Below are 20,357 nucleotides of genomic sequence, written 5' to 3'. Positions count from 1 at the left end.
CAAACGCACTAGAACAATCTAAATTTGAAGCAGATAGTTATTCTATCTTCTTTAAATTTTGGGCCGTTATCGTGGGTTTGATAATCACCCAAAGGGCGATGCTAAAAGAGTTTTATGCTGCGTTAAACATTTTTTCTGTCGACTGCATGGAAGCAGGAGTTAGGGCGAAGCATGGAGCCAGAGCCGAGGAATAACCATAGTACAAAATGAAAGCCTTGCCTAAAACTCTTTTAGTATCGCTGAGTGACTCATTTCTTATGCAGATTGGTATTATTATTTTAAATAGGAGTTTGTAATGCCATTACCTGAATCATTTGCTGGCAGGTTATCGTTACCTGTTATTAGTGCACCAATGTTCTTAGCGTCGACCCCTAAAATGGTTATCGCCAACTGTATCGAAGGGATCATAGGTACGTTTCCTGCCGCTAATCAAAGAACCTTGGAAGGTTTAGAGGCATGGATCATTGAAATTAAACAAGCATTAACCGATTTTGAACAAACAACGGGCAAGAAGGCAGCGCCATTTGGCGTTAACTTAATTGTGCATAAATCGAATGCCCGAATGCAACAAGACTTAGCTATGCTGGTAAAGCATCAAGTGCCTTTAGTTATTACCTCACTTGGCGCAATAAGCACCGTCGTTGATGCTATTCATACCTATGGCGGGGTAGTGTTTCATGATGTTGTTAATGCTCGTCATGGTCGCAAAGCCCAGCAAGCAGGTGTTGATGGCTTAATCGCCGTTACCGCTGGCGCTGGAGGTCATGCTGGCAGCTTACATCCATTCGCTCTAGTGCAAGAGTTACGCTCATTTTTCGATAAAACATTATTATTATCTGGCAGCATATCAACCGGCGCCGAAGTCGCAGCTGCACGTTGTTTAGGTGTCGATTTAGCCTATATGGGCACACGATTTTTAGCTACTAAAGAATGTCAGGTAAGCGAGCCTTACAAACAGCTTATTGTTAATGCAAAAGCCGATGACATTATTTACACCAATGCCATTTCCGGTATCCCTGCCAACTTTATTAAGCAAAGCGTAACAGATGCAGGTTTTGATTTAGATAACCTGCCTACGCCCGATGGTTTCGATATTGGCGCAGAAATGAGTGATGTAGATGAGAAACCATCGATGAAAAAACCATGGAAAGATATTTGGTCAGCCGGGCAAGGTGTATCAGCCATTAATAATATCCTATCTATTAGCGACTTGGCCGCTCAGCTAAAGCAAGAATATCAAACTGCTATCAACGGCATTAATTCATAATATTACCAATAAAGAGGCTCTCATGAGTGATTACCCAGTAAGAATAAGCGAGCAAATGTTTGACGATATTTGGTTACCTGAAGAAACAGTTGCCGTGCGTAATAAAGTACGCGAATTTGCCGACCGGGTAATTCGCCCGATTGCCCACGAAATTAATACCACAGCTGAAGATGTAAATAAGTTTCCATGGCAATTAGTTAAGCAAATGGGTGATGAAGGCTTACTTGCCATTCCTTTTGCTAAAGAGCATGGCGGAGCAGGGCTGCAATACCCAACGCTCGCAACTATGGTGCTATTAGAAGAAATTGCCTATGTAAGTTCAGGTATTGCCGCGGCGATTATTGACGTACCACTGATATTGTTCGGTCACACGTTAAAGCATGCCAAGCCTGCGGTGCAACAAAAGCTGTTCCCACAGCTTATTAGTGGTGAACTAGTAGGGGCATTTGCCACTAGTGAACCCGCAGCAAGCACCGATTTAAGCGTACGTGCGTTACAAACTGCAGCAACTAAAGTAGCAGGTGGGTATAAAATTACTGGCCGTAAACGTTGGATCACCAACTCACCAGTGGCACAACAAATGTTTGTATTGTGTAAAATGGATGACTCAATGAGCATGTTTTTAATTGACATGAGTAGCGATGGTGCAAGTGTAGGTGAGCCTGACAAGAAAATGGGTAACCATAGCCAATTAACTGCCGATGTGTATTTTGATGATGTATTTGTACCTGATGAAAACCTTGTCGGCATAGAAGGTAAGGGGTTAAAAGCCGCGCTGACTTCCTTAACGCTTGGCCGAGTAGGTATAGGCGCATGTGGCGTTGGTATGGCGCAAGCGGCATTTGATTTTGCTGTTGATTACATGAAAAAACGTGAAATATTTGGCAAGCCAATTAGCCAGTTCCAATACTGGCAGTTTAAGTTTGCCGGATACGCAACAGAGCTTGAAAATGCCCGCAACCTATATATAAAAGCGGCAATGATTGAAGACAAAAAGCGCTCAGGTGTACAACAAATGTGTGCCATGGCCAAACTTATTGGCAGTGCCTTACCTGGCGATTTAGTTCGCGATGCTATTCAAGTTTGTGGTGGTTATGGCTTTGTTAAAGAATTAGCGGCTACTGGCCAACAGTTTCCATTAGAAGCCATCTACCGAGATTGTAAAATTGGTGAAATATACGAAGGCGCTAACGAAGTACAGCGTTTGGTGATTGCCCGCAGTATCTTCGGTAAATAATCTACAGTAACACTGCCTTAAAACCGGCAGCTTTACTGCATTGTAAATTGAGCGGTGTTTGACGCTCATAATGGCAATACTGTTTGTAGCGGTATTGCCATTTTGCGTTGAGCAACAATAAACCATAATGAACAATACATATTAGGCGAATTGTTATCGTTGGGCATGCATGTGCTGACGATTAATCTTTCACTCTAGCTATTGTGAATGCTTATTTAATTCAATGAGTTGCTATTGAGCAATGGTAGGCTATTCTAAAGTTAATAAATATAAAAGTTCATCTATCAATATTATTGTTAACTCATATACATTTGGAGACGTTTCTGTTGAAGCTAATGTCTAAAAAATTTCACATCATTATTCTAGCTCTCCATTCCCTTATCTCATGCGGTGAACATAGCGCTACACCAACACCTAATGCACCCACTAAAATAGAAGCTGAAACAATCGTTACGGAAGATAATTTTGTGCGGGCAGCATCTGATATACAGATGCAAAACTATATAAAAAGATTCTCAAATTTAGGTCGGTTTCACCACAACCGCTGGATGTACGATTTGAATAATCAAGTGAGCAAACGGGTAAATTTGGATACCATTTATTCATTTGCAATTGTCGATTTAAACAGCCCTGTAGAAATAACCATGCCGGATACAAACGGTAAATATCAATCCCTTATGGTTGTCAGTCAGGAACATTCTATTACTACCTATTATCAAGGCACTCATATCTTGAGCCAAAAAAGCATAGGAAGTCGTTATGCCTTTATGCTTATTCGCACCTTTGTTGACAAAACAGACAAGGAAAGTTTGCTAATAACCCATCAATTGCAAAATGCTGTACAGTTAAAACAAGACGATATCGGTAATTTTTCTGTACCCCAATATGAGCAAGCAAGCTTTGATAAAATCAGTAAAAAGATAATGAATACGGGCACTGAGAAAGTATCTTTACGAGGCTATTTCGGTCATGTTGATCAGATCGAACCTAAAAAGCATCGGTATGGGGCGGCCTATGGTTGGGGAGGATTACCAGAAAAAGATGCTATTTATGAACAAGGTAAAGTGGATAATCCAGACGGCTTAGCCTCATATTTTCTAACAGTAGAAAGCGTGCCCGTTGATGCATTTTGGTCGATCAGTATTTACAATGAACATGGCTTATTTGAACCAGATGAATCAGCTGTTTATTCCATAAATAGCACTACAGCAGAAAAAAACATTGATGGTAGTGTCACTATCCACTTTGGTCGTTCGGGCTCGAAAAATAATTTAGCTATTTTCAATAATTGGAATTATGTGGTGCGTTTGTATCAGCCTAGAGCTGAGATCTTGCGCAATGAATGGTTTTTTCCAACCCCTAGTAAATTAGATTGAAATGAGGTCTTTGTAATTAAATCATGATTGAATTAGCTTTTTCGCAATATCAGATAGACAGGTTTACCATTAATTGTCATGAATTAACGGTAGCAACTGCCGATAAGTCGATAAAGCTGCCAATAAAAGTATTCGAATTATTAAAGCTGTTTATATTAAATGCTGATAGCTCTGTGCAAAGGAATCAGGCAATTGAAATTATTTGGGATGGCAATGAAGGCGTTGGTAAACGCGGCTATACCAATGCTATGTGGCAATTACGCAAAGCCTTTGGAGACTTAGGCGCTGAAAACGAAGAAATTTTTAAAACACTCCATAAAGTAGGGTATTTTTTAGTTATAAAGCCTGAGCCTATCGCTACAGAGGCTGAAATAGAAGAGGCAATGCAACAAGCTAACGTTACGTTAAAATCTTGGCAAAAAGGCTGGTTGATAGCGACGGTTGCCTCTTTACTTTTGATAGTAATTGCTAGTCTTAGTTATCTTTTATACACCCAGGAAGATAACTATCAATTTACCGAACATATAGCTTTACAAGTGACGGAATTGCAGGGGATTGAAGAGCAACCGGCGATTTCTTACAACGAACGGTATCTAATATTTCGCTGGCAAGAAGACGAAAGCGAATCTCAACTATATATTCAGGACTTATTTGATAATCATAAGCCAATAAGAGCGTTAACTAGCGGTCAGGCTAAAAAATCGTCGCCTGCCTGGTCGAACACTGGTGAGACCGTTGCGTTTTTACTTTTGACAAACAAAGGGGAGTGCCAGGTACGTATTAAGCATATCTTTACCGAAAAAGTTAAAATTTTGGATACCGGTTGTTTATATGAACACCAACAAAATGGCTTATCTTGGTCTGACGATGGTAAATTTCTCATTTACCCAAAATTAATTGATGGTGAGGCCCAGCTATTCAGTTTGCAATTAGTCAGTAATAAATCTAAAAAACAAGCAAAGCCGGTTAGTTTTCCTAAAATCGGTGAACAAGATGTTATGGGTATATATTCTCAAGATAACAGCCAGCTTGTATTTGTAAGAATTAAAAATAATAAAACCAGTCTAGTTAAATCAGAACTTAACAAAAAAGATAAAATCCTTATTAGTGACCTTGAAGGTATTCTAGGTCTTGATTGGCATTACAGTACAAATTCTATTTATATGACCATTTTCAACAATGGTAATTATTCTACACAAAGGTATGGCTTAAAAGATCAGACGTTAGAAGAAATAGAATATATCGATTCATCATCGGGCTTAAGCATTAGTCAAGCGAACAATAAAGTATATTTTTCTCTACATCTAGACCATGAATTTATTGTTCAAAAATCATTACTGCAAGATAACCGAGAAGTAAGTCGGGTAAAATCTATCTATCGTAATTATTTTGGTCGTTATGTCCCCAATACTGGCGCCGTGCTGTTTGTTTCAGACCGCTCCGGAGAAATCGATTTATGGATAAAATCTGTAAAAGGTAAAAAGAACTTAACCAACGGTATTGGTAAAGTGCTGAACTCAGCAGCGTCACCCAAAAGTGATAAGTTTGTAGTCAGTTTAAAAGCAGACGAAACTAATCAGTATCAACTTTACTTAGGCGACTTGCCCAAAGGAAAATTAACCCTGCTGAATACAGGTGAATTAGAGCCTAAAAATCCAACCTGGAATCGTACAGGTGATGCAATTTATTTTTCGTCAAAAACAAAAGCTGGCTCTGGAATATTCACCATGAATATTTTTAACTCAACGATCAGCCAAGTTACCTTTGAAAATGATATATACGCAATTGAGGGTGATAATAATATGCTGTATATAACGAAAGAAGGTGAGGATGGTATTTGGCAGTTTAACCCTGAAACACAAAATTCGATTCAAATTATTAAAGGGTTACAGCAAGGTGATTTTGGTAACTTCTTTTGGGAAAATAACAGTATCTATTTTATCTATCGTGATGATGAAAGTGATATCTTATTGAATTATTTAGGTGAGGATACATTTAAAATTACTACCAAATTTCCCTCGGGTACCATTCATAAAGGCTTTGGCATATCAACTGCAGATCACCAAACATTTTTGCTAACACGTAACCGCGTATATGATGCAAATATCTATTCTACTGAAATTTTAAAGCAGTAATTCTATAAATGTATTTAGTTACTAGTACGTCATATGACTAAATACGTAGCCTTTTTAAACGAAAACACTTAATTTTTATGGCAATTATGGCTTAATTATATGCACTCTTAAGTATTAATCTTTGTTTCAAGTTGTTGATGTTAAAGGGATAAAATGCAAGAGATAATTTAAAGATGAATAAAAGATGAAAAAAAAAGGTTTCGCAGATTAGCTCAGCTTAACTAATACAACGATAACAGATAGCATCCATGGCGCTAAATTAGCTTAATAGCAATTTAGCGTTTTTTTATTATTAAACACATGGTTTTTATGACGCTATCTAAATTACTTAAAAATGTCACTATTATCTCTGCTTATATGCTTTATGCATTTATAGTGGATGCTTATGCTGCACAATCTATGTGGCAAGATGTTTCATTTGTATCGTTGCATGAAGATAATCTAGCTAGTAAAAAAGTAATCGCAAATCGCTCTCGTCTACTTGAACTAAATACCTCTCTAATACAGCACAAACTGCAGCAATCTCAAAAAACGATCACTTTGCCAATGCCAGATGGCGATATGGTTGAATTTATTTTAACTGAGACTGATGTTTTACCTGCATCGTTAGCGGCAAAGTATCCAACTATAAAAACCTATAAAGGTGTCCAGGTTGGTAATGATAACAATTATGGCCGTCTTGATTATACCAATCAGGGGTTTCATGCGGTTTTGCGTTATCAAAATGAAATCATTTATATAGATCCACAACAGCAGGGGCCTGATGCTAAGGCTAATCGCAACTATATCAGCTATTACAAAAAAGATGCTATAACCTCGAAATCTGCCATAGAAACACAAGTATTGTCCTCCGGTAAAACTCAACCATATTTTGCGCAAAAATTGCAAGACAGTGCCTCTGGTAAATCGGCGCAGCACGCTGGCATCGATAAAGTCTACCGCATCGCATTTGCCACTTCTGGCGAGTACAGTCAGTTTCATGGTGGTAATAAAGCTGAAGTGCTATCGGCAATCACGACCATGGTTAACCGACTAAATCAGGTATTTAGTATAGAGTTAGGTATCACTTTACAACTCGCTGAACATAATGACGACGTCATTTATCTGAATGCTGATACAGACCCTTTTGTTAATACCGATATGGATGTCTATAACAATCCACAAGTACTACGCGAGCAACTAGGTAATGACAGTTTTGATATTGGTCATGTGTTAACCACTGGGGCAGGCGGCTTGGCAGTGGTTGCGGCAACTTGTGACAACGATACTTACATTGAAGATGACCAAGAATATTTCCCAATAAAAGCCATGGGCGTAACTGGCAGTATCTCACCAATAAATGACAGTTTTTATATTGATTTTGTTGCCCATGAACTGGGCCATCAACTCGGTGCAGAGCACACCTTTAATGGTCAAAGTGAGAGCTGTTGGGGAGGCAATCGTGAATATCTATCTGCGGTTGAACCGGGCAGTGGCTCTACCATCATGTCTTATGCTGGCCTTTGTGGTAGTGAAAATTTACAAGCCAGTGTTGATGATTATTTTCATGTTCGCTCAATTGAACAAATGAAAAGTTATTTAACCGATGATCCGTGGCAAATTGGTCAATCGTGTGGCACGAATGTGGCAAGCACAAACACGCCTCCAAGTGTCGATGCTGGTGACGATTACGTTATTCCTGCTCAGACCCCCTTTACGCTGTCGGCCATCGCCAGTGATGATGAAGGCAATACGCTAACCTACAGTTTTGAACAAGTCGATTTAGGAACGGCGTCATATAATTTGGATGACATGAAAGATGATGGCTTAAAACCGTTGTTTCGATCATTTAAACCGAGTGAACTGGCAACTCGCACATTCCCGCAGTTAACAAGTATTCTATCGGGCGATTTAGTCATTGGCGAAAACTTTGCCAGCACAAATCGAGATTTAAACTTTAATATCAGTGTCCGCGATGGTCAAGGTGCCATCAGTACAGATTCAGTCAAACTTACAGTGTTGGAAAATTCTGTACCGTTTCAACTAACCTCGCCAACTCAAAATGACATTTGGTTTGCTGGTGAAACAAACAACATATACTGGGATATTGCTAATACAGCGGATGATGAGATCAATTGTCAAGCTGTTGATATTGAGCTATCAACCGACGGCGGGCTTACCTTTGGCCATACTTTACTAGGTAATACCGCAAATAATGGTATGGCAAGCATTATCGGCCCCAAGCTCAATACTGAGCAGGCCAGGTTAAAAATCAGCTGTGTTAACAATATATTTTTTGCTATTTCAGCGGATGATTTTCAGCTGAGCAGTAATGTTGCCCCCATTGCCAATTCGGATAGATTCGACGTAGACGCCGACAGTCAACAACTGTTTGATGTATTAGCCAACGATACTGATGCGGATATCGACGATGGGATCAGCCTGATATCTGTCGATTATCAAGGGCAAGGCAGCGTTAGTATAAACCACCAACAAATTAGCTACCAACCAGCAACTGGTTTTAGTGGCAGCGAATCTATTAGCTATCAAATCAAAGATCAACAGGGCTTAACCGCGACGGGTAATGTAACCGTCAACGTGCTAGCACCAGAAAAAACTAAGGCAGGGGGCGGAAGCAACTGGCTTTGGCTAAACCTGTTATTAATTATCAGCTTGGCGTGCAGAGTAGGAACACTAAGATTCCAGCCGCCGGCTGTTTTCGCATTTAAGCATTTGCTTACAAAACTTATAACGATAAATCGAAATGAAAGAGGACAACATGATTTTTAAATCAACCACTGTCGCAGTATTGGTTTCCAGTTTGCTGAGCCCAGCAGCTGTTGCAACCAATAGTGGTGATATATCGATGCTCTCAGTTGCAAAGCCCACGTCAAACGCGTTTGCTGAACAATCTGAAAGAGGCATATATTCGATTGTGTTAAATGCCGAGGCCGCAGGTCTACAACACAATACCCCTGCTACCAAAGCCAAACTGGCTTTGATAACACAAATGCAAAGCGATATCTTAGCGTTGGCACGGCTTAATGATACCAGCGCATCGATGGATTTTCGCACACGCTTGTTGTCCAATACCATGTCTATGCGCATGAACCAAGAAGCGGTAAATGCTCTTAAAAACAATACTAACGTCGCGTCAGTATCATTAATAGCCAGTTTGGACTCAGAGCCACTGAAATTAATGGCGGGCAAAGATGATGAACAGGGCGTATCTGGTGGCGATTCATTACATCAAACCTATCCGTTTTTAAAAGTAAATCCGGCAGGCGATAACGTCACCGTGGCCCTTATCGGCCCTGGTGTCGATTACACTCATACCGCGCTTGGCGGTGCTGTTGATAATCAGGGGTACTTCAATGCCTGGATGAATAATACCAATGCCTGGGATGAGTTTCCTAATGATGTGGTAATTGGCGGTTTTGATTTTGCTTCAGAAAACAGCGGTTACGATTATAACCCGTTAGAGTATCATTCAAAGTTGGTCGACCGCAATTTCGACACGCTTGAATTCCATGCTGGCTACGGCACCGCGAGTGCCTTCGCGGTGTTAAATGCAGTGCCGAATGCGAAAATTTATGCCTATAAAACTGAAGGTGTAACCTTTGAAGGTAACGTTATTGTTGATGGCTTAGCCAGTGCAAAATTTGTTGCCGCACTTGAGATGGCGATTGACCCTAACCTTGATGGCGATATTTCTGACCGGGCAGATATTATTCTACTAAGCCGTTCACTTGGCGGCCTTGGCTTTATCGATGAAAATGATAACAGTCATTCACATGGCAGTGTCACTGTTCAGCTTGTTCGAGATATTGCTGCAACGGGGGCATTGGTAATTGCTGGTGCTGGTAACTGGGGCAGTTATGACACTTACTTTAATATTGCTAATCGCGCGTTAGCACCGGAAGTATTAACGGTTGGTTTTTCTGAGCGTGAAGAAAACCAATACTCAATAGCATATGACAGTCCAATAGGACCAACCCGAGGTCCTGATTCGGTATTAAAACCCGATGTTGTGGCCGTCACTTCAGAAATGACCGCGCCAATTGTATCCAGTAATACTGGTTTTGATAAACTAGAGGATAATGTCTCTTTAGCAATGGCTCGCGCAACGTCTGCTGCAGCCAGCATTATGGATGAGCATCCACAATTAACCGCTGCAGAAGTGAAAGCGTTACTGGTCAATACTGGTATTACTGCGATTAATAACAGTCATGGCGTGGCGCAAATTGGTGGCGGGTCAGTTAACCCTATTGCGGCAACTACATCTCATGCATTGATGTATCAAAAAGGTAATTATCAGCCAAGTTTAAACTTTGACCAAGTTAAAGTCTTTGGCCAAAATACCTTTAGCAAAGAAGTGATCATTAAAAATTTGTCGAACGAGACTCAGCATTACAATGTCGTCATCAATAAAAACGGTAACAAGGTCAATAATGATGCGGTACAGTTATCATTTCCAAATCAAATAACTTTAGCGCCAAACAGTGAAATTACTGTCCCAGTCACGGTTAGCATAGATGCCAATGACCTGGCGAAAAACCCGTTTGTCACTACCCAAGATTTTAGTGCTGCTCAGTGGGACGAGTATGCAGTAAACGGTAATATCACCTTAGTCCATGATGTTAGTCCTGGCGCATCAATCCATATCCCTTGGCTTATTATGCCAAGACGTGGCGATACGTTTGTAGTCGATGGCAATTATGAAAGAGGCGACTGGATTAACATACCAGATAACAGTGTTGATTTTATCCCGCCACATGATGCTGATTGGCGCGAAAAAGTGCCATACAGTATTGCCCAAGATTACAATGTGGTCGAGGTAGAAAATGTATCCAATGTTGAACAAACGCTTTATGCCTTGCCACTCATTTACCATGTTGATGAATATCCAAACGACAAGAAAGCGCGCGTTGGTAATATCATTAAAACCATTGCCGGTGACTTGACTCAAGCAGACGCTGCGCAGTGCCCATCAGGTAAACAGTTAACGTTAGCAGTCACATTTTTTGACCCGCTGCAAATACCTACGTCAAAACATTTTGACCGTTTTGCCGGCACCATGTTAGCCATTAATTTGTATGACAAAGAAACAGTGGAACTCGCGGAATACAAAGCTCGTACTCTTGATGGCTTTCAACTTTCCCCTGGCCACATCACCCGTTTATCGCTTCGTTTAGACGATGTTCGAAAAGTAGGAATGCAATATATTGATTTATCGATGCCATACGATCCTATGGACCCGTTAAAGCGTCATAAGTGGGCTGATGGCGAAACCATTGCCGTACCGGGCAATGATACTATTGTCAGCAATGTCTGTATTGATACATTATTCCATGGCCAAATTAATGAACAAACCTTCAATGATGTTATCGGTATGCAGTTTTCTACTGACCGCGATAATGTTCCGGGTTATTACGATGATGTTCTTACCCATAACTTCGATTTAGGTGGTCACAGTGTCGAGGGCGAGCCTGATGAAGAAGCGCCGGAAATAGTGGAATGTGAGACTGGTTTTGTTAAAGACAACAACGATAACTGCATTCAGCTGTATGACGAGCATACTTTAGGTGTCGATCTTGTCGATTATATCGCAACCGCTACAGGAACCGAGAAAGAAGAGTTTACCTTTGACTGTGGAAGTTGGGATGATAATTTAAATGCCCAATGTACTGCCATTCATTCAAAAACCTACATGATGCAATTTTTATCTCCTAACCGTAACCCAGAAGGGTTAACTTGTGATTTTGCCAAAGAGTCAACAACGGCTATTTGTTACCCGCGTAATTTAGTTCGCGATAATGGTGATGTTGAAGATTTAATGAATTTCCGCGTGACTATGATGGTTGATCAAATACTTAAACCTGCATTTGTTGCAACTGACAATTCATTTCTTACCGGTATTGCCATTAAAATGGCTAACAGTAAAGAGCAGCCAGAAAATAAAGTGTGGGATAATAAAATTACTTTACAGGCTGGCGAACGTGCTGTTATTTCTTACCTTAGAGATACAGCCTGTGGTGGTGGAGTTACTAACCCTGCTGGTGTGGTTGACCCATTAACTTGTTCAGAGGGTGGTTATGTCTTTGACCCTGTTTCTGACTTTAAGCGTATCGCCACTAATAACTCAAGTTATTCAACCGTTGCCCCAGGTCAGGAGTTTACTGTATCTGAAGATGCCCAAATTGGAGACATATTAGGGCAAGTTCGTATTACTAACCGATTGTTGAAAGAGACCTTTGATCAAGAAGAGGACCTTTATTTTAACATGATGCTAATGGATGCCGGCTTTGGCGCACCATTTCACTTATCTAAGCAAGGCATCCTGTCAGTACGCGATAATGCGCTACTTGATTTTGAAAACAATCCATCATATCAGTTAAAAATTGCCCTGCGTTTGGGTAACAGTATGGGCGCAGTTAACACCATAAAGGTTAATTTGCGCAATGCCAACGATAATGCGCCTGAGCAATTCAACGAAATTAACGACATTGTTGCCGTGCAAAATCAGCCTATTGAAAGCATCAATCTTAGCCAATATTTTAGCGATATTGATGGTATAGGCATGGTCTTTACCGCCAGTGATTTACCTGCTGGATTAGTGGTAGATAAGGCCGGTATTTTAAGCGGCACACCATCACAAAGCGGCGAATTTAACGCCACTATAACAGTCAGCGATGGTGTTCACTCCTTAACCAGCGATATTCAATTCACAATTGAACGCGATAGTAGCAGTGCATCTGACGCAGACGATGCTGCAAACGATTCCTCTGGTGGCAGTGCCGCTATGTTGTTATTTGCCTTTGTCGCTTTATCCCGTCGCCTTGTTATGAAAAATATTTTAGCGCGCCTTTAACGGCTCGCTCTAAGGATTTATTTTGAAATTTTATACAAACAGTATCGTCTCATATATGACTCTAGTTGCCGCAGGCATTGCCACCAGTGTGAATGCTGGTGTCAATATTCCAGGTAATGAAGATGGTGAAACTTTGCCTTATGCAACGGCGCAAGTAAAAAATTCACCGGTTAAATTAACAGATTTAAGCAAATTTGAAAGCAGCCATATCAACGAATACTTCGTTGTACTAACTGATTCGCCATTAGCCACTTATGATGGCAGCAATGTAAATTTTGCTGCCACCAATATGCTTGCCAGTAAAGGTAGTAACGCAACAAAAACTGGCAAGTTAAATACTAAAAGCCTAGCCTCTAAACGTTATCGCAATTATTTAAGTGGTAAGCAAAAAGAAGCACAATTGCATGTCGAATTAAAATTAAAGCGCAAAGTAGAGATCAAGCGTAGTTTTTCTATTGTGATGAATGGGTTTGTTGCTGAACTTACACCATCAGAAGCAGTGCTTTTAGGACAACTCGACGGCATCAAATTAGTTGAAAAAGTTGGTTTTGATCAAATCGACACCGACAGTGGTCCGTCTTATTCAGGTGCCGATAATGTGTGGAACGGAAGTGCCGATCTGCAAATTCCTGGCAACAAAGGTGAAGGGATTATTGTTGCTGTGCTCGATAGTGGTATTGCTTCATTTCAACACCCTGTAGAAGATATTTTCGATACTGAAAATTTGCCACCATTTCATCCATCCTTTGCTGATATTGGTGGTGATGGTTATGACCATGAAAACCCACGGGGAGAAGGCAACTACATTGGTGATTGTGTTGATGCACCAAACTGGTGTAACGATAAACTCATTGGCGTTGTCGGCGTAGGGGTGTTTGGCGTTGATATCATCAACAAGTCGTATGATGATGCCAGAACCCGAACTGGGCAAGATGCTAATGGTCACGGCACACACACTGCGTCTACCGCTGCTGGTAATGTTGTAAAAAATATTCGCACTGAATCTGAGCTGGGCAAAGGTTTAAGACGTGTATATGACGAGTCTTTTGTTTATGAGCAAATAAGTGGTGTTGCTCCGCATGCCAATATTATTTCATATCAGATTTGTTCGCCACTTGGCAGTTGTAACCAAAGTTATGCCATTGACGCAATTGAACACGCGATTGACGTTGAGGCCGATGTAATAAATTACTCGGTCAGTGGCCCTTCACATTCGCCTTGGTATCAGGCTTCGGCATTAGCGTTTTTAGCGGCTCGCGAAGCTGGTATTCACGTCGCTGCGTCAGCAGGTAATTCAGGAATGAATGGTAGTTATACCGTTCGTACTCCTGCCAATGCCCCTTGGGTAACGGCCATTGCAGCTAATACCCATAATCGCGACTTTAATGACAAAGTATTAACGTTATCTGGCGGCCCCAAAGAATTTGATGTCGACCAATTTATCGGCTCTGGTGCCACCACAGGTTTAGGGTTAACTGATGTAGTCTTTGCTGAAGATGTTGAATACACCGGTGAAGGAAGTCATAGTCATACCCATACCCATAGCAGCCTTGATGAAGATGATTATATACATGCAAGCTACGATGAGCACTCTTATCAAACAGATGAAGATAATAAAACCATTGCTTATGAACATACCCATGTTCATCACAATATTAATGCTGAAGATGTTTATAAAATTGCAGGCGCTTGTGGTGCTGATTCAATATCAGCCGAGAAGGTTGCTGGCAAAGTGGTTATCTGTAATCGCGGTGGTAGCGATGAAGATGGCGGCTTAAGCCGTATCTCAAAAAGTTACCATGTGCAGAATCTTGGTGCGGCGGGGATGATTTTAATTAACACCTCAGATACCTTTTTTGATACCACCAACGATGATCTGCACACCATACCTGCGGTGCACTTAAAGCGCAAAGCCGGTAAGCAATTACTTGAATGGTTAGCGCAAGGCAGCGATCACCAAGTTGCCATTAATGCCTCATCATTAGTCGCAAATGATGACGTTGGTGGCATTATGGGAGATTTCTCATCCCGTGGGCCTGACTTGTTTAGCCATGATTATCTGGTGCCAGATATTTCAGCCGCTGGTGTTAAAGTACTGGCTGCAGGTATGGGGGACGGCATGGCCGATATCCGCAAGGACCCAGAAATAACCAGTGATAAAGACTTTCTTTATATGACCGGTACTTCAATGTCATCACCTCATGTTGCCGGTATGTTTGCCTTAATTAAAAAGGCACAGCCGCTATGGACACCTGCCGAAGCGCAATCTGCGTTAATGTTAACTGCTGGTACTGGCTTAAAAAATTACGGCGAATACAAAAACGATGAAATTACCTATGAACCGGCAAATTTACATCAAACTGGCGCAGGTTTAGCAAGGGTAGATTTAGCCATTGCCTCGGGTTTAATCATGAATGAAACCGAAAAAGGTTACATGATTGCTGACCCGCTTGGTGATGTACCTGGACTTAAAATTTCTGCTCCCGATAGCGAAGATGAAGACCAAGGTAATGAATCTACTGAAGATTTGCGTGACCTTACCCGTGAGCCCATCGAAGACTGGCACGGTGAGCCGTCTCGCATCAATTTAGCAAGTTTATCAAAAGGTGATTGTGAAATTGAATGTAGCTGGACCCGTACATTTAAAGCAACCAAAGATGCCAGTTGGGAAATTTCCTACAGTTACTTAAGCGAGGGCTTTGAACTAAGTAGTGACACTGATGGGAAAACTATTGATGTCAGTGCTGGTGATGAGTTTAGCATCACCTTTTATGCGACTCTTACTGGTACTCTTGAAGATATCTGGGTCAATGGCCGTGTACATTTAACTGCCAACAATGACACCATTCCACCGGTATCATTGCCTGTTGCTGTTGAATTTGTTGCAGGACAAACACCTGAAAATATTGATATTACCGCGCACCGAAATCAGGGCTCTGCTTCGGTTGCAGGTGTTATTACTGTCGGCAGTGATGATTTAACTATCACTCAATCAAGTTTAAGCAAAGCTGATATATACACAGGTACTGTGCAAAGGGCTGAGCACCCAACCGAAATTTGGAAGGATGTTAAGCAATCAGATCGTCGCGGTATGGTCGCCATACCGCTTAATATTCCTTATGGTGCATCGCGTTTAGTCATTGAGGTACTGGAAACCAGTTCGCCAGACTTAGACATTTTTGTTGGCGTCGATGGTGACAGTGATGGTTTTATCGACATACCAGAACTTGATTTGGTGTATTTTTGGGGGACAAACCCGGGTGCTAATGAAATGCTTGATTATCAAACTCCGAGAAACGGTGGCTATTGGATCATGGTGCATAACTTTGGCGATCATTATAACAATTCCGATCATGAAGAATTTGACCCCGCAGCACTGGTAATCGATACCTTTAAGATCTCAGTGAGTGTTGTCCCTGGTGATGATGATAGCTTAACCATTAACGCCCCTAAAGCAATCGCCCGCGGCGCTGAAGTACCGGTGACTTTGAACTGGGATAAAGAGATGACTGAAGGCGAGCGTTACTATGGTTTATTTCATGTTGCCACGTCTAAGAATCAACTTAGCAACGTTGGTACAGTAAACGTTAACTTAAACCGCGGTGAAGATGATGTAAAACTTAGCCTACTATCACACGATGCAAAAAGTGAACGTGCTGGTTTCGATATTACCTTGGCGGCAAATAATTCCGGACAAGATAAAAATTACCAGTTATCTATCGACTTGGTTGCTGGCAGCACGGTTGAATCATTGAGTCAACAAGCACAACAGGCTGGCGTTGCAGCTCAGTCGGCCGGTGAAGATATTCAATACAATCAAGACGGCAATACCCTGACTTGGGAGTATGTACACGCCAATGGCGCACCAGCTCAAAATGTCAGCTTAATCATCAATTACACCGATGTTGAAGGGTTCACCGATGTAACACCAGCAGTTTATTCAGTGTTAGATGAGCAAGATGAAGGTGAATTCTCCACCATGACCGATAAGGTGATGGTGCATGGCCGTCCAATTTTTGCGCTTAACAGCTCCGAGCAACTTGTTGATCCAGGTACGAGCGTGACGTTATCTGCCCAGGTGATTGATGCCGTGATTGAAAATTCCAGCATCAGTTATAACTGGGTGCAAATTGAAGGTCCGCGAGTTGACTTTAATGCCAACGATAAAGTGATCAGCTTTGTTGTGCCTAATGATGCCGATGGCAAAAGCTACGCCTTTGAAATGACTGGTCACAACGGTGAGCGCTCAGCTGTAACCGAAACTATTGCCCTTAAAGTTACCGGCGAAGATGTTGGTAAATCAGGCAGTTTTAACTGGCTCTTAAGTGTACTTGCCTTGTTAACGCTTTGTGCTCGAAATTGCGCTACTCGTCGAAATAGCTAACCAAAACGAATTAATTAATAAAATACCAAGCTGGCCCTAGCACGCTAGTGTCAGCTTGAAAAATTCGGGTCGAAACCCGAAATTTTGTGGGAGAGAATTGTGAAAAATGTAAGCATAATAGCGGCGAGTGTTCGCACCGCACTGTTATTTGGCGCAGTAGCTAGTTTTACTGGCTATGCCAATGAAAATGACATCTCAGTCGATGCCGTTACCGAAACAGTTGTTGAAGAAACGAATGATTCAGTTGATGAAACGACAACCAGTGAAGAAGAAATAGAGCGGGTTGAAATAACCGGTTCGCGCATAAAAGCCGTTGATATGGAAGGTGTTAGCCCGGTTGTGGTCATTAACGCTGAAGATATGGCGGCGAAAGGCTTTGCTACTGCCTTTGATGCGTTAAAAGATTTAACCCAGAATACCGGCGTCAGCCAAGGGGCAGAGGCGGCGGCATCAGGCGGCTTTACCCCGAATGCACAAAGCGTAAATTTGCGCGGTTTAGGCAATAACCAAACTTTGGTATTGGTGAATGGTCGTCGCATGGCCGATTACCCATCGCCATATAATGGCAGCTCCAACTTTGTTAACTTGTCTACCATTCCGATGGCGGCCATTGATAGAATAGAAATCGTTACCGCTGGTGCTTCTGCCGTATATGGCTCAGACGCCATTGCCGGGGTAATGAACATTATCACCAAAAAAGACGTTGAAGAGACGACCGTTAGTGTGAAAGTAGGCGCCACCACTGAAGGAGGTGGTGAAGAAGGCCGGGTGCAGTTAGTCACTGGTTTTGTTGATGATGATTACTCCATTACCGGCTCTATTGAGTTCCATAAACAAGAGCCCATTTTTTCCTCAGAACGCTCGTTTATGGACTCGGTTGACGATGGTCCAGCGGGGCATCAATACTTAGATCGTGGCATAGTAATTGTCGATCAAATGGCGGTACTGGGTTTTTACCCCGATGATGAGGAAACCGAAGACATCGACGAGCGTCGTCGCTGGTATCGCGATCCGGGCGCTCAAAAATGTAATGATTCGCTGAATGGCTATGAACATACGCAACGTATCATGGAAGAAGGCACAGATGATGAATTTGACTACGGCTATTATTGTGGCGTCGATTTATCTGGTACCCGTACCATTCGAAATGAGCGCGAAACGGTATCAGCCTATTTAAGTGGTATTTACAACCTAACCGATGACATTGAAGTCTATGCCGATGTGTTGTATTCACAACAGGACGCTTATACCCAAGGTGGTTTTCATTTTATCAATAATCCGATCATTGAAGACCGACTTGATGGTACCGGCAATATGGCGCCTTTGGGAGAAGGCGGGCAATTCTACGACTATCACATCGAACAGCGTCTGTTTGCAAAACATGAACTCGGCTTTCGCGACAACAACATTGAAGACAGCTCATTATTGTTAAATATGGGAATGAAAGGCCTGCTGTTTGATGAGTACGATTGGGATATAACCGTTAGCCGCAGTGAAAACGATAACACTTCATCATCGAACCAACTTAAAGAAGAAGCGGTGATCGACACCTTTTTAGGCAACGTTGGTCAAGTTTGGGATATTTTCTATTACGATGGGCTTGGCAGTGCTGATTTGTACCAACCTATCACTGCTGACATGCGCAATGATTTGGTTGGGCGTCAAAAAACTGTCGCTGACTCATATTCAAATACCATTACCGGTGTTCTTACCGGTCAGGCATTTGAGCTTCCCGCGGGTGATGTATATTTTGCTATGGTTGCTGAGTGGAACAAGCAAGGTTATGACATATCACTTGATGACCGTATGCTTAATGACGCTGGCATGGGCTGGTGGAATTTAACCGGCACTGAAGGCGGCGGCGATCGCTCGCGCTATGCATTTGGTGGTGAATTAGATTTACCTATTATTGAAGATATGAATTTGAAACTTGCTGGCCGTTACGATCAGTACGACGATGATACTACCGATGTTGGTGGTCGCTTCTCTCCACAAGTAGGCCTTACTTACAAACCAACCTCCAATTTATTGCTACGTGGTAACTGGGGTAAAAGTTTCAGAGCGCCAGATATGCACAGGGTTTTTGCCACCGACGGTGGTTACTATACTGCTGGTGTTGATTTTTCAAGCTGTGAAGATCAATATTACGAAAACGCCCGTGATACTGCCGGTAACTATCCTGCTGATTTAGAGCCATTCGACCCAGAATCAGCAAATTGCCCAGCGCAATCGATTAAAGGTAACTCAAAAGGTTCAAAAACCTTAAAAGAAGAAGAGGGCACTAACTACGGTGTTGGCTTTGTTTGGGACGTTACCGACGATCTTAATTTATCGCTTGATTGGTACACCATTGAGCAAGAGCAAGTCGTAACTGGTGAAAGTGTTGCCACTATTTTAAGTACTGATTATTACTGTAAAGACAGAAGTGACGAAGAGCTTTATCCTTTCCCTGTTACAGAGCGCCCCGATATTGTCCCTGGTAGTAGCCAATGTATAGAAAACGAGGCCAAAATTTCACGTGGTGATGGCGGTTTTGCCGGTCCGGTAATTGATACCGTAACGACCTCGCATATCAATGCTGCGAAACAAACCATTGAAGGCGTCGATGCCAAAGTCGGCTATTTTTATGGCAGTGGTTTTGGTGACTGGAACTTCAATGTTGCCTGGACTCATACCTTAGACACTACCGTTCAATTTGATCAGCAATCAGAAGAAATTCATATTCGCGATTTATGGTGGAATAAGGATGCCCGCTCTGTAGTAAATGGCAGCGTGTCTTGGCGACAGGATAATTTGGCCGTTACGTTTAGTGGCCGACGTATTGGCTCTATCCCTATTTATAATCCCCCAGCGGAGTTTAGTGATGAAGACAGTTATTTTGAAGGCAATGTAGAACGTTTAGATCCGTACTATACCTTCAATTTAACTGCCGGCTATCAATTTAATGACAGCTTAACGGTAAGTGGCCAAGTGGTAAATATATTCAACCCTGAGCCACCTGAAGATGAGTCACATACTGTATGGCCATATTACAACGGCAACGTTTATGGTGGTGCTGCGATTGGCCGTACCGTATCGATTGAATTGGTTTACGTTTTATAAAGATAA

The 20,357-nt window shown here is 41.9% G+C and carries 8 protein-coding genes; all 8 read left to right on the top strand.

The window, feature by feature from the left end; genetic code table 11:
• Positions 1-295 precede the first annotated feature (295 nt).
• Positions 296-1,267: an NAD(P)H-dependent flavin oxidoreductase gene (locus tag RI844_RS05250; RefSeq protein ID WP_348397396.1), complete on the top strand. Its 972-nt coding sequence runs from the start codon at positions 296-298 to the stop codon at positions 1,265-1,267.
• A gap of 22 nt (positions 1,268-1,289) precedes the next feature.
• Positions 1,290-2,504 (top strand): acyl-CoA dehydrogenase family protein, encoded by a 1,215-nt coding sequence (locus tag RI844_RS05245; protein ID WP_348397395.1) that lies wholly within the window; start codon positions 1,290-1,292, stop codon positions 2,502-2,504.
• 335 nt (positions 2,505-2,839) lie between these two features.
• Positions 2,840-3,880, top strand: coding sequence for a DUF1214 domain-containing protein (locus tag RI844_RS05240; protein ID WP_348397394.1), 1,041 nt, complete (start codon positions 2,840-2,842; stop codon positions 3,878-3,880).
• Positions 3,881-3,903: 23 nt separating this feature from the next.
• The gene (locus RI844_RS05235; RefSeq protein ID WP_348397393.1) at positions 3,904-6,015 is read left to right on the top strand and encodes a winged helix-turn-helix domain-containing protein; all 2,112 of its coding nucleotides are present in this window, start codon (positions 3,904-3,906) and stop codon (positions 6,013-6,015) included.
• 309 nt (positions 6,016-6,324) lie between these two features.
• Positions 6,325-8,784, top strand: coding sequence for a reprolysin-like metallopeptidase (locus RI844_RS05230; RefSeq protein ID WP_348397392.1), 2,460 nt, complete (start codon positions 6,325-6,327; stop codon positions 8,782-8,784).
• Positions 8,774-12,865 carry a S8 family serine peptidase gene (locus tag RI844_RS05225; protein ID WP_348397391.1) on the top strand — a complete coding sequence of 1,364 codons (4,092 nt, stop codon included), beginning with the start codon at positions 8,774-8,776 and terminating at the stop codon, positions 12,863-12,865. Before RI844_RS05230 ends, RI844_RS05225 begins: the two co-directional genes overlap by 11 nt.
• Positions 12,866-12,887: 22 nt before the next feature.
• The gene (locus RI844_RS05220) at positions 12,888-17,249 is read left to right on the top strand and encodes a S8 family serine peptidase (RefSeq protein WP_348397390.1); all 4,362 of its coding nucleotides are present in this window, start codon (positions 12,888-12,890) and stop codon (positions 17,247-17,249) included.
• A 99-nt stretch (positions 17,250-17,348) separates the two neighbouring features.
• The gene (locus RI844_RS05215; RefSeq protein ID WP_348397389.1) at positions 17,349-20,351 is read left to right on the top strand and encodes a TonB-dependent receptor domain-containing protein; all 3,003 of its coding nucleotides are present in this window, start codon (positions 17,349-17,351) and stop codon (positions 20,349-20,351) included.
• Positions 20,352-20,357 lie beyond the last annotated feature (6 nt).

This window comes from Thalassotalea fonticola (genome assembly GCF_032911225.1).
Taxonomy (GTDB): domain Bacteria; phylum Pseudomonadota; class Gammaproteobacteria; order Enterobacterales; family Alteromonadaceae; genus Thalassotalea_A; species Thalassotalea_A fonticola.
Note: the sequence above shows the minus strand (reverse complement) of the source record. Positions and strands in the feature narration are given on the sequence as shown.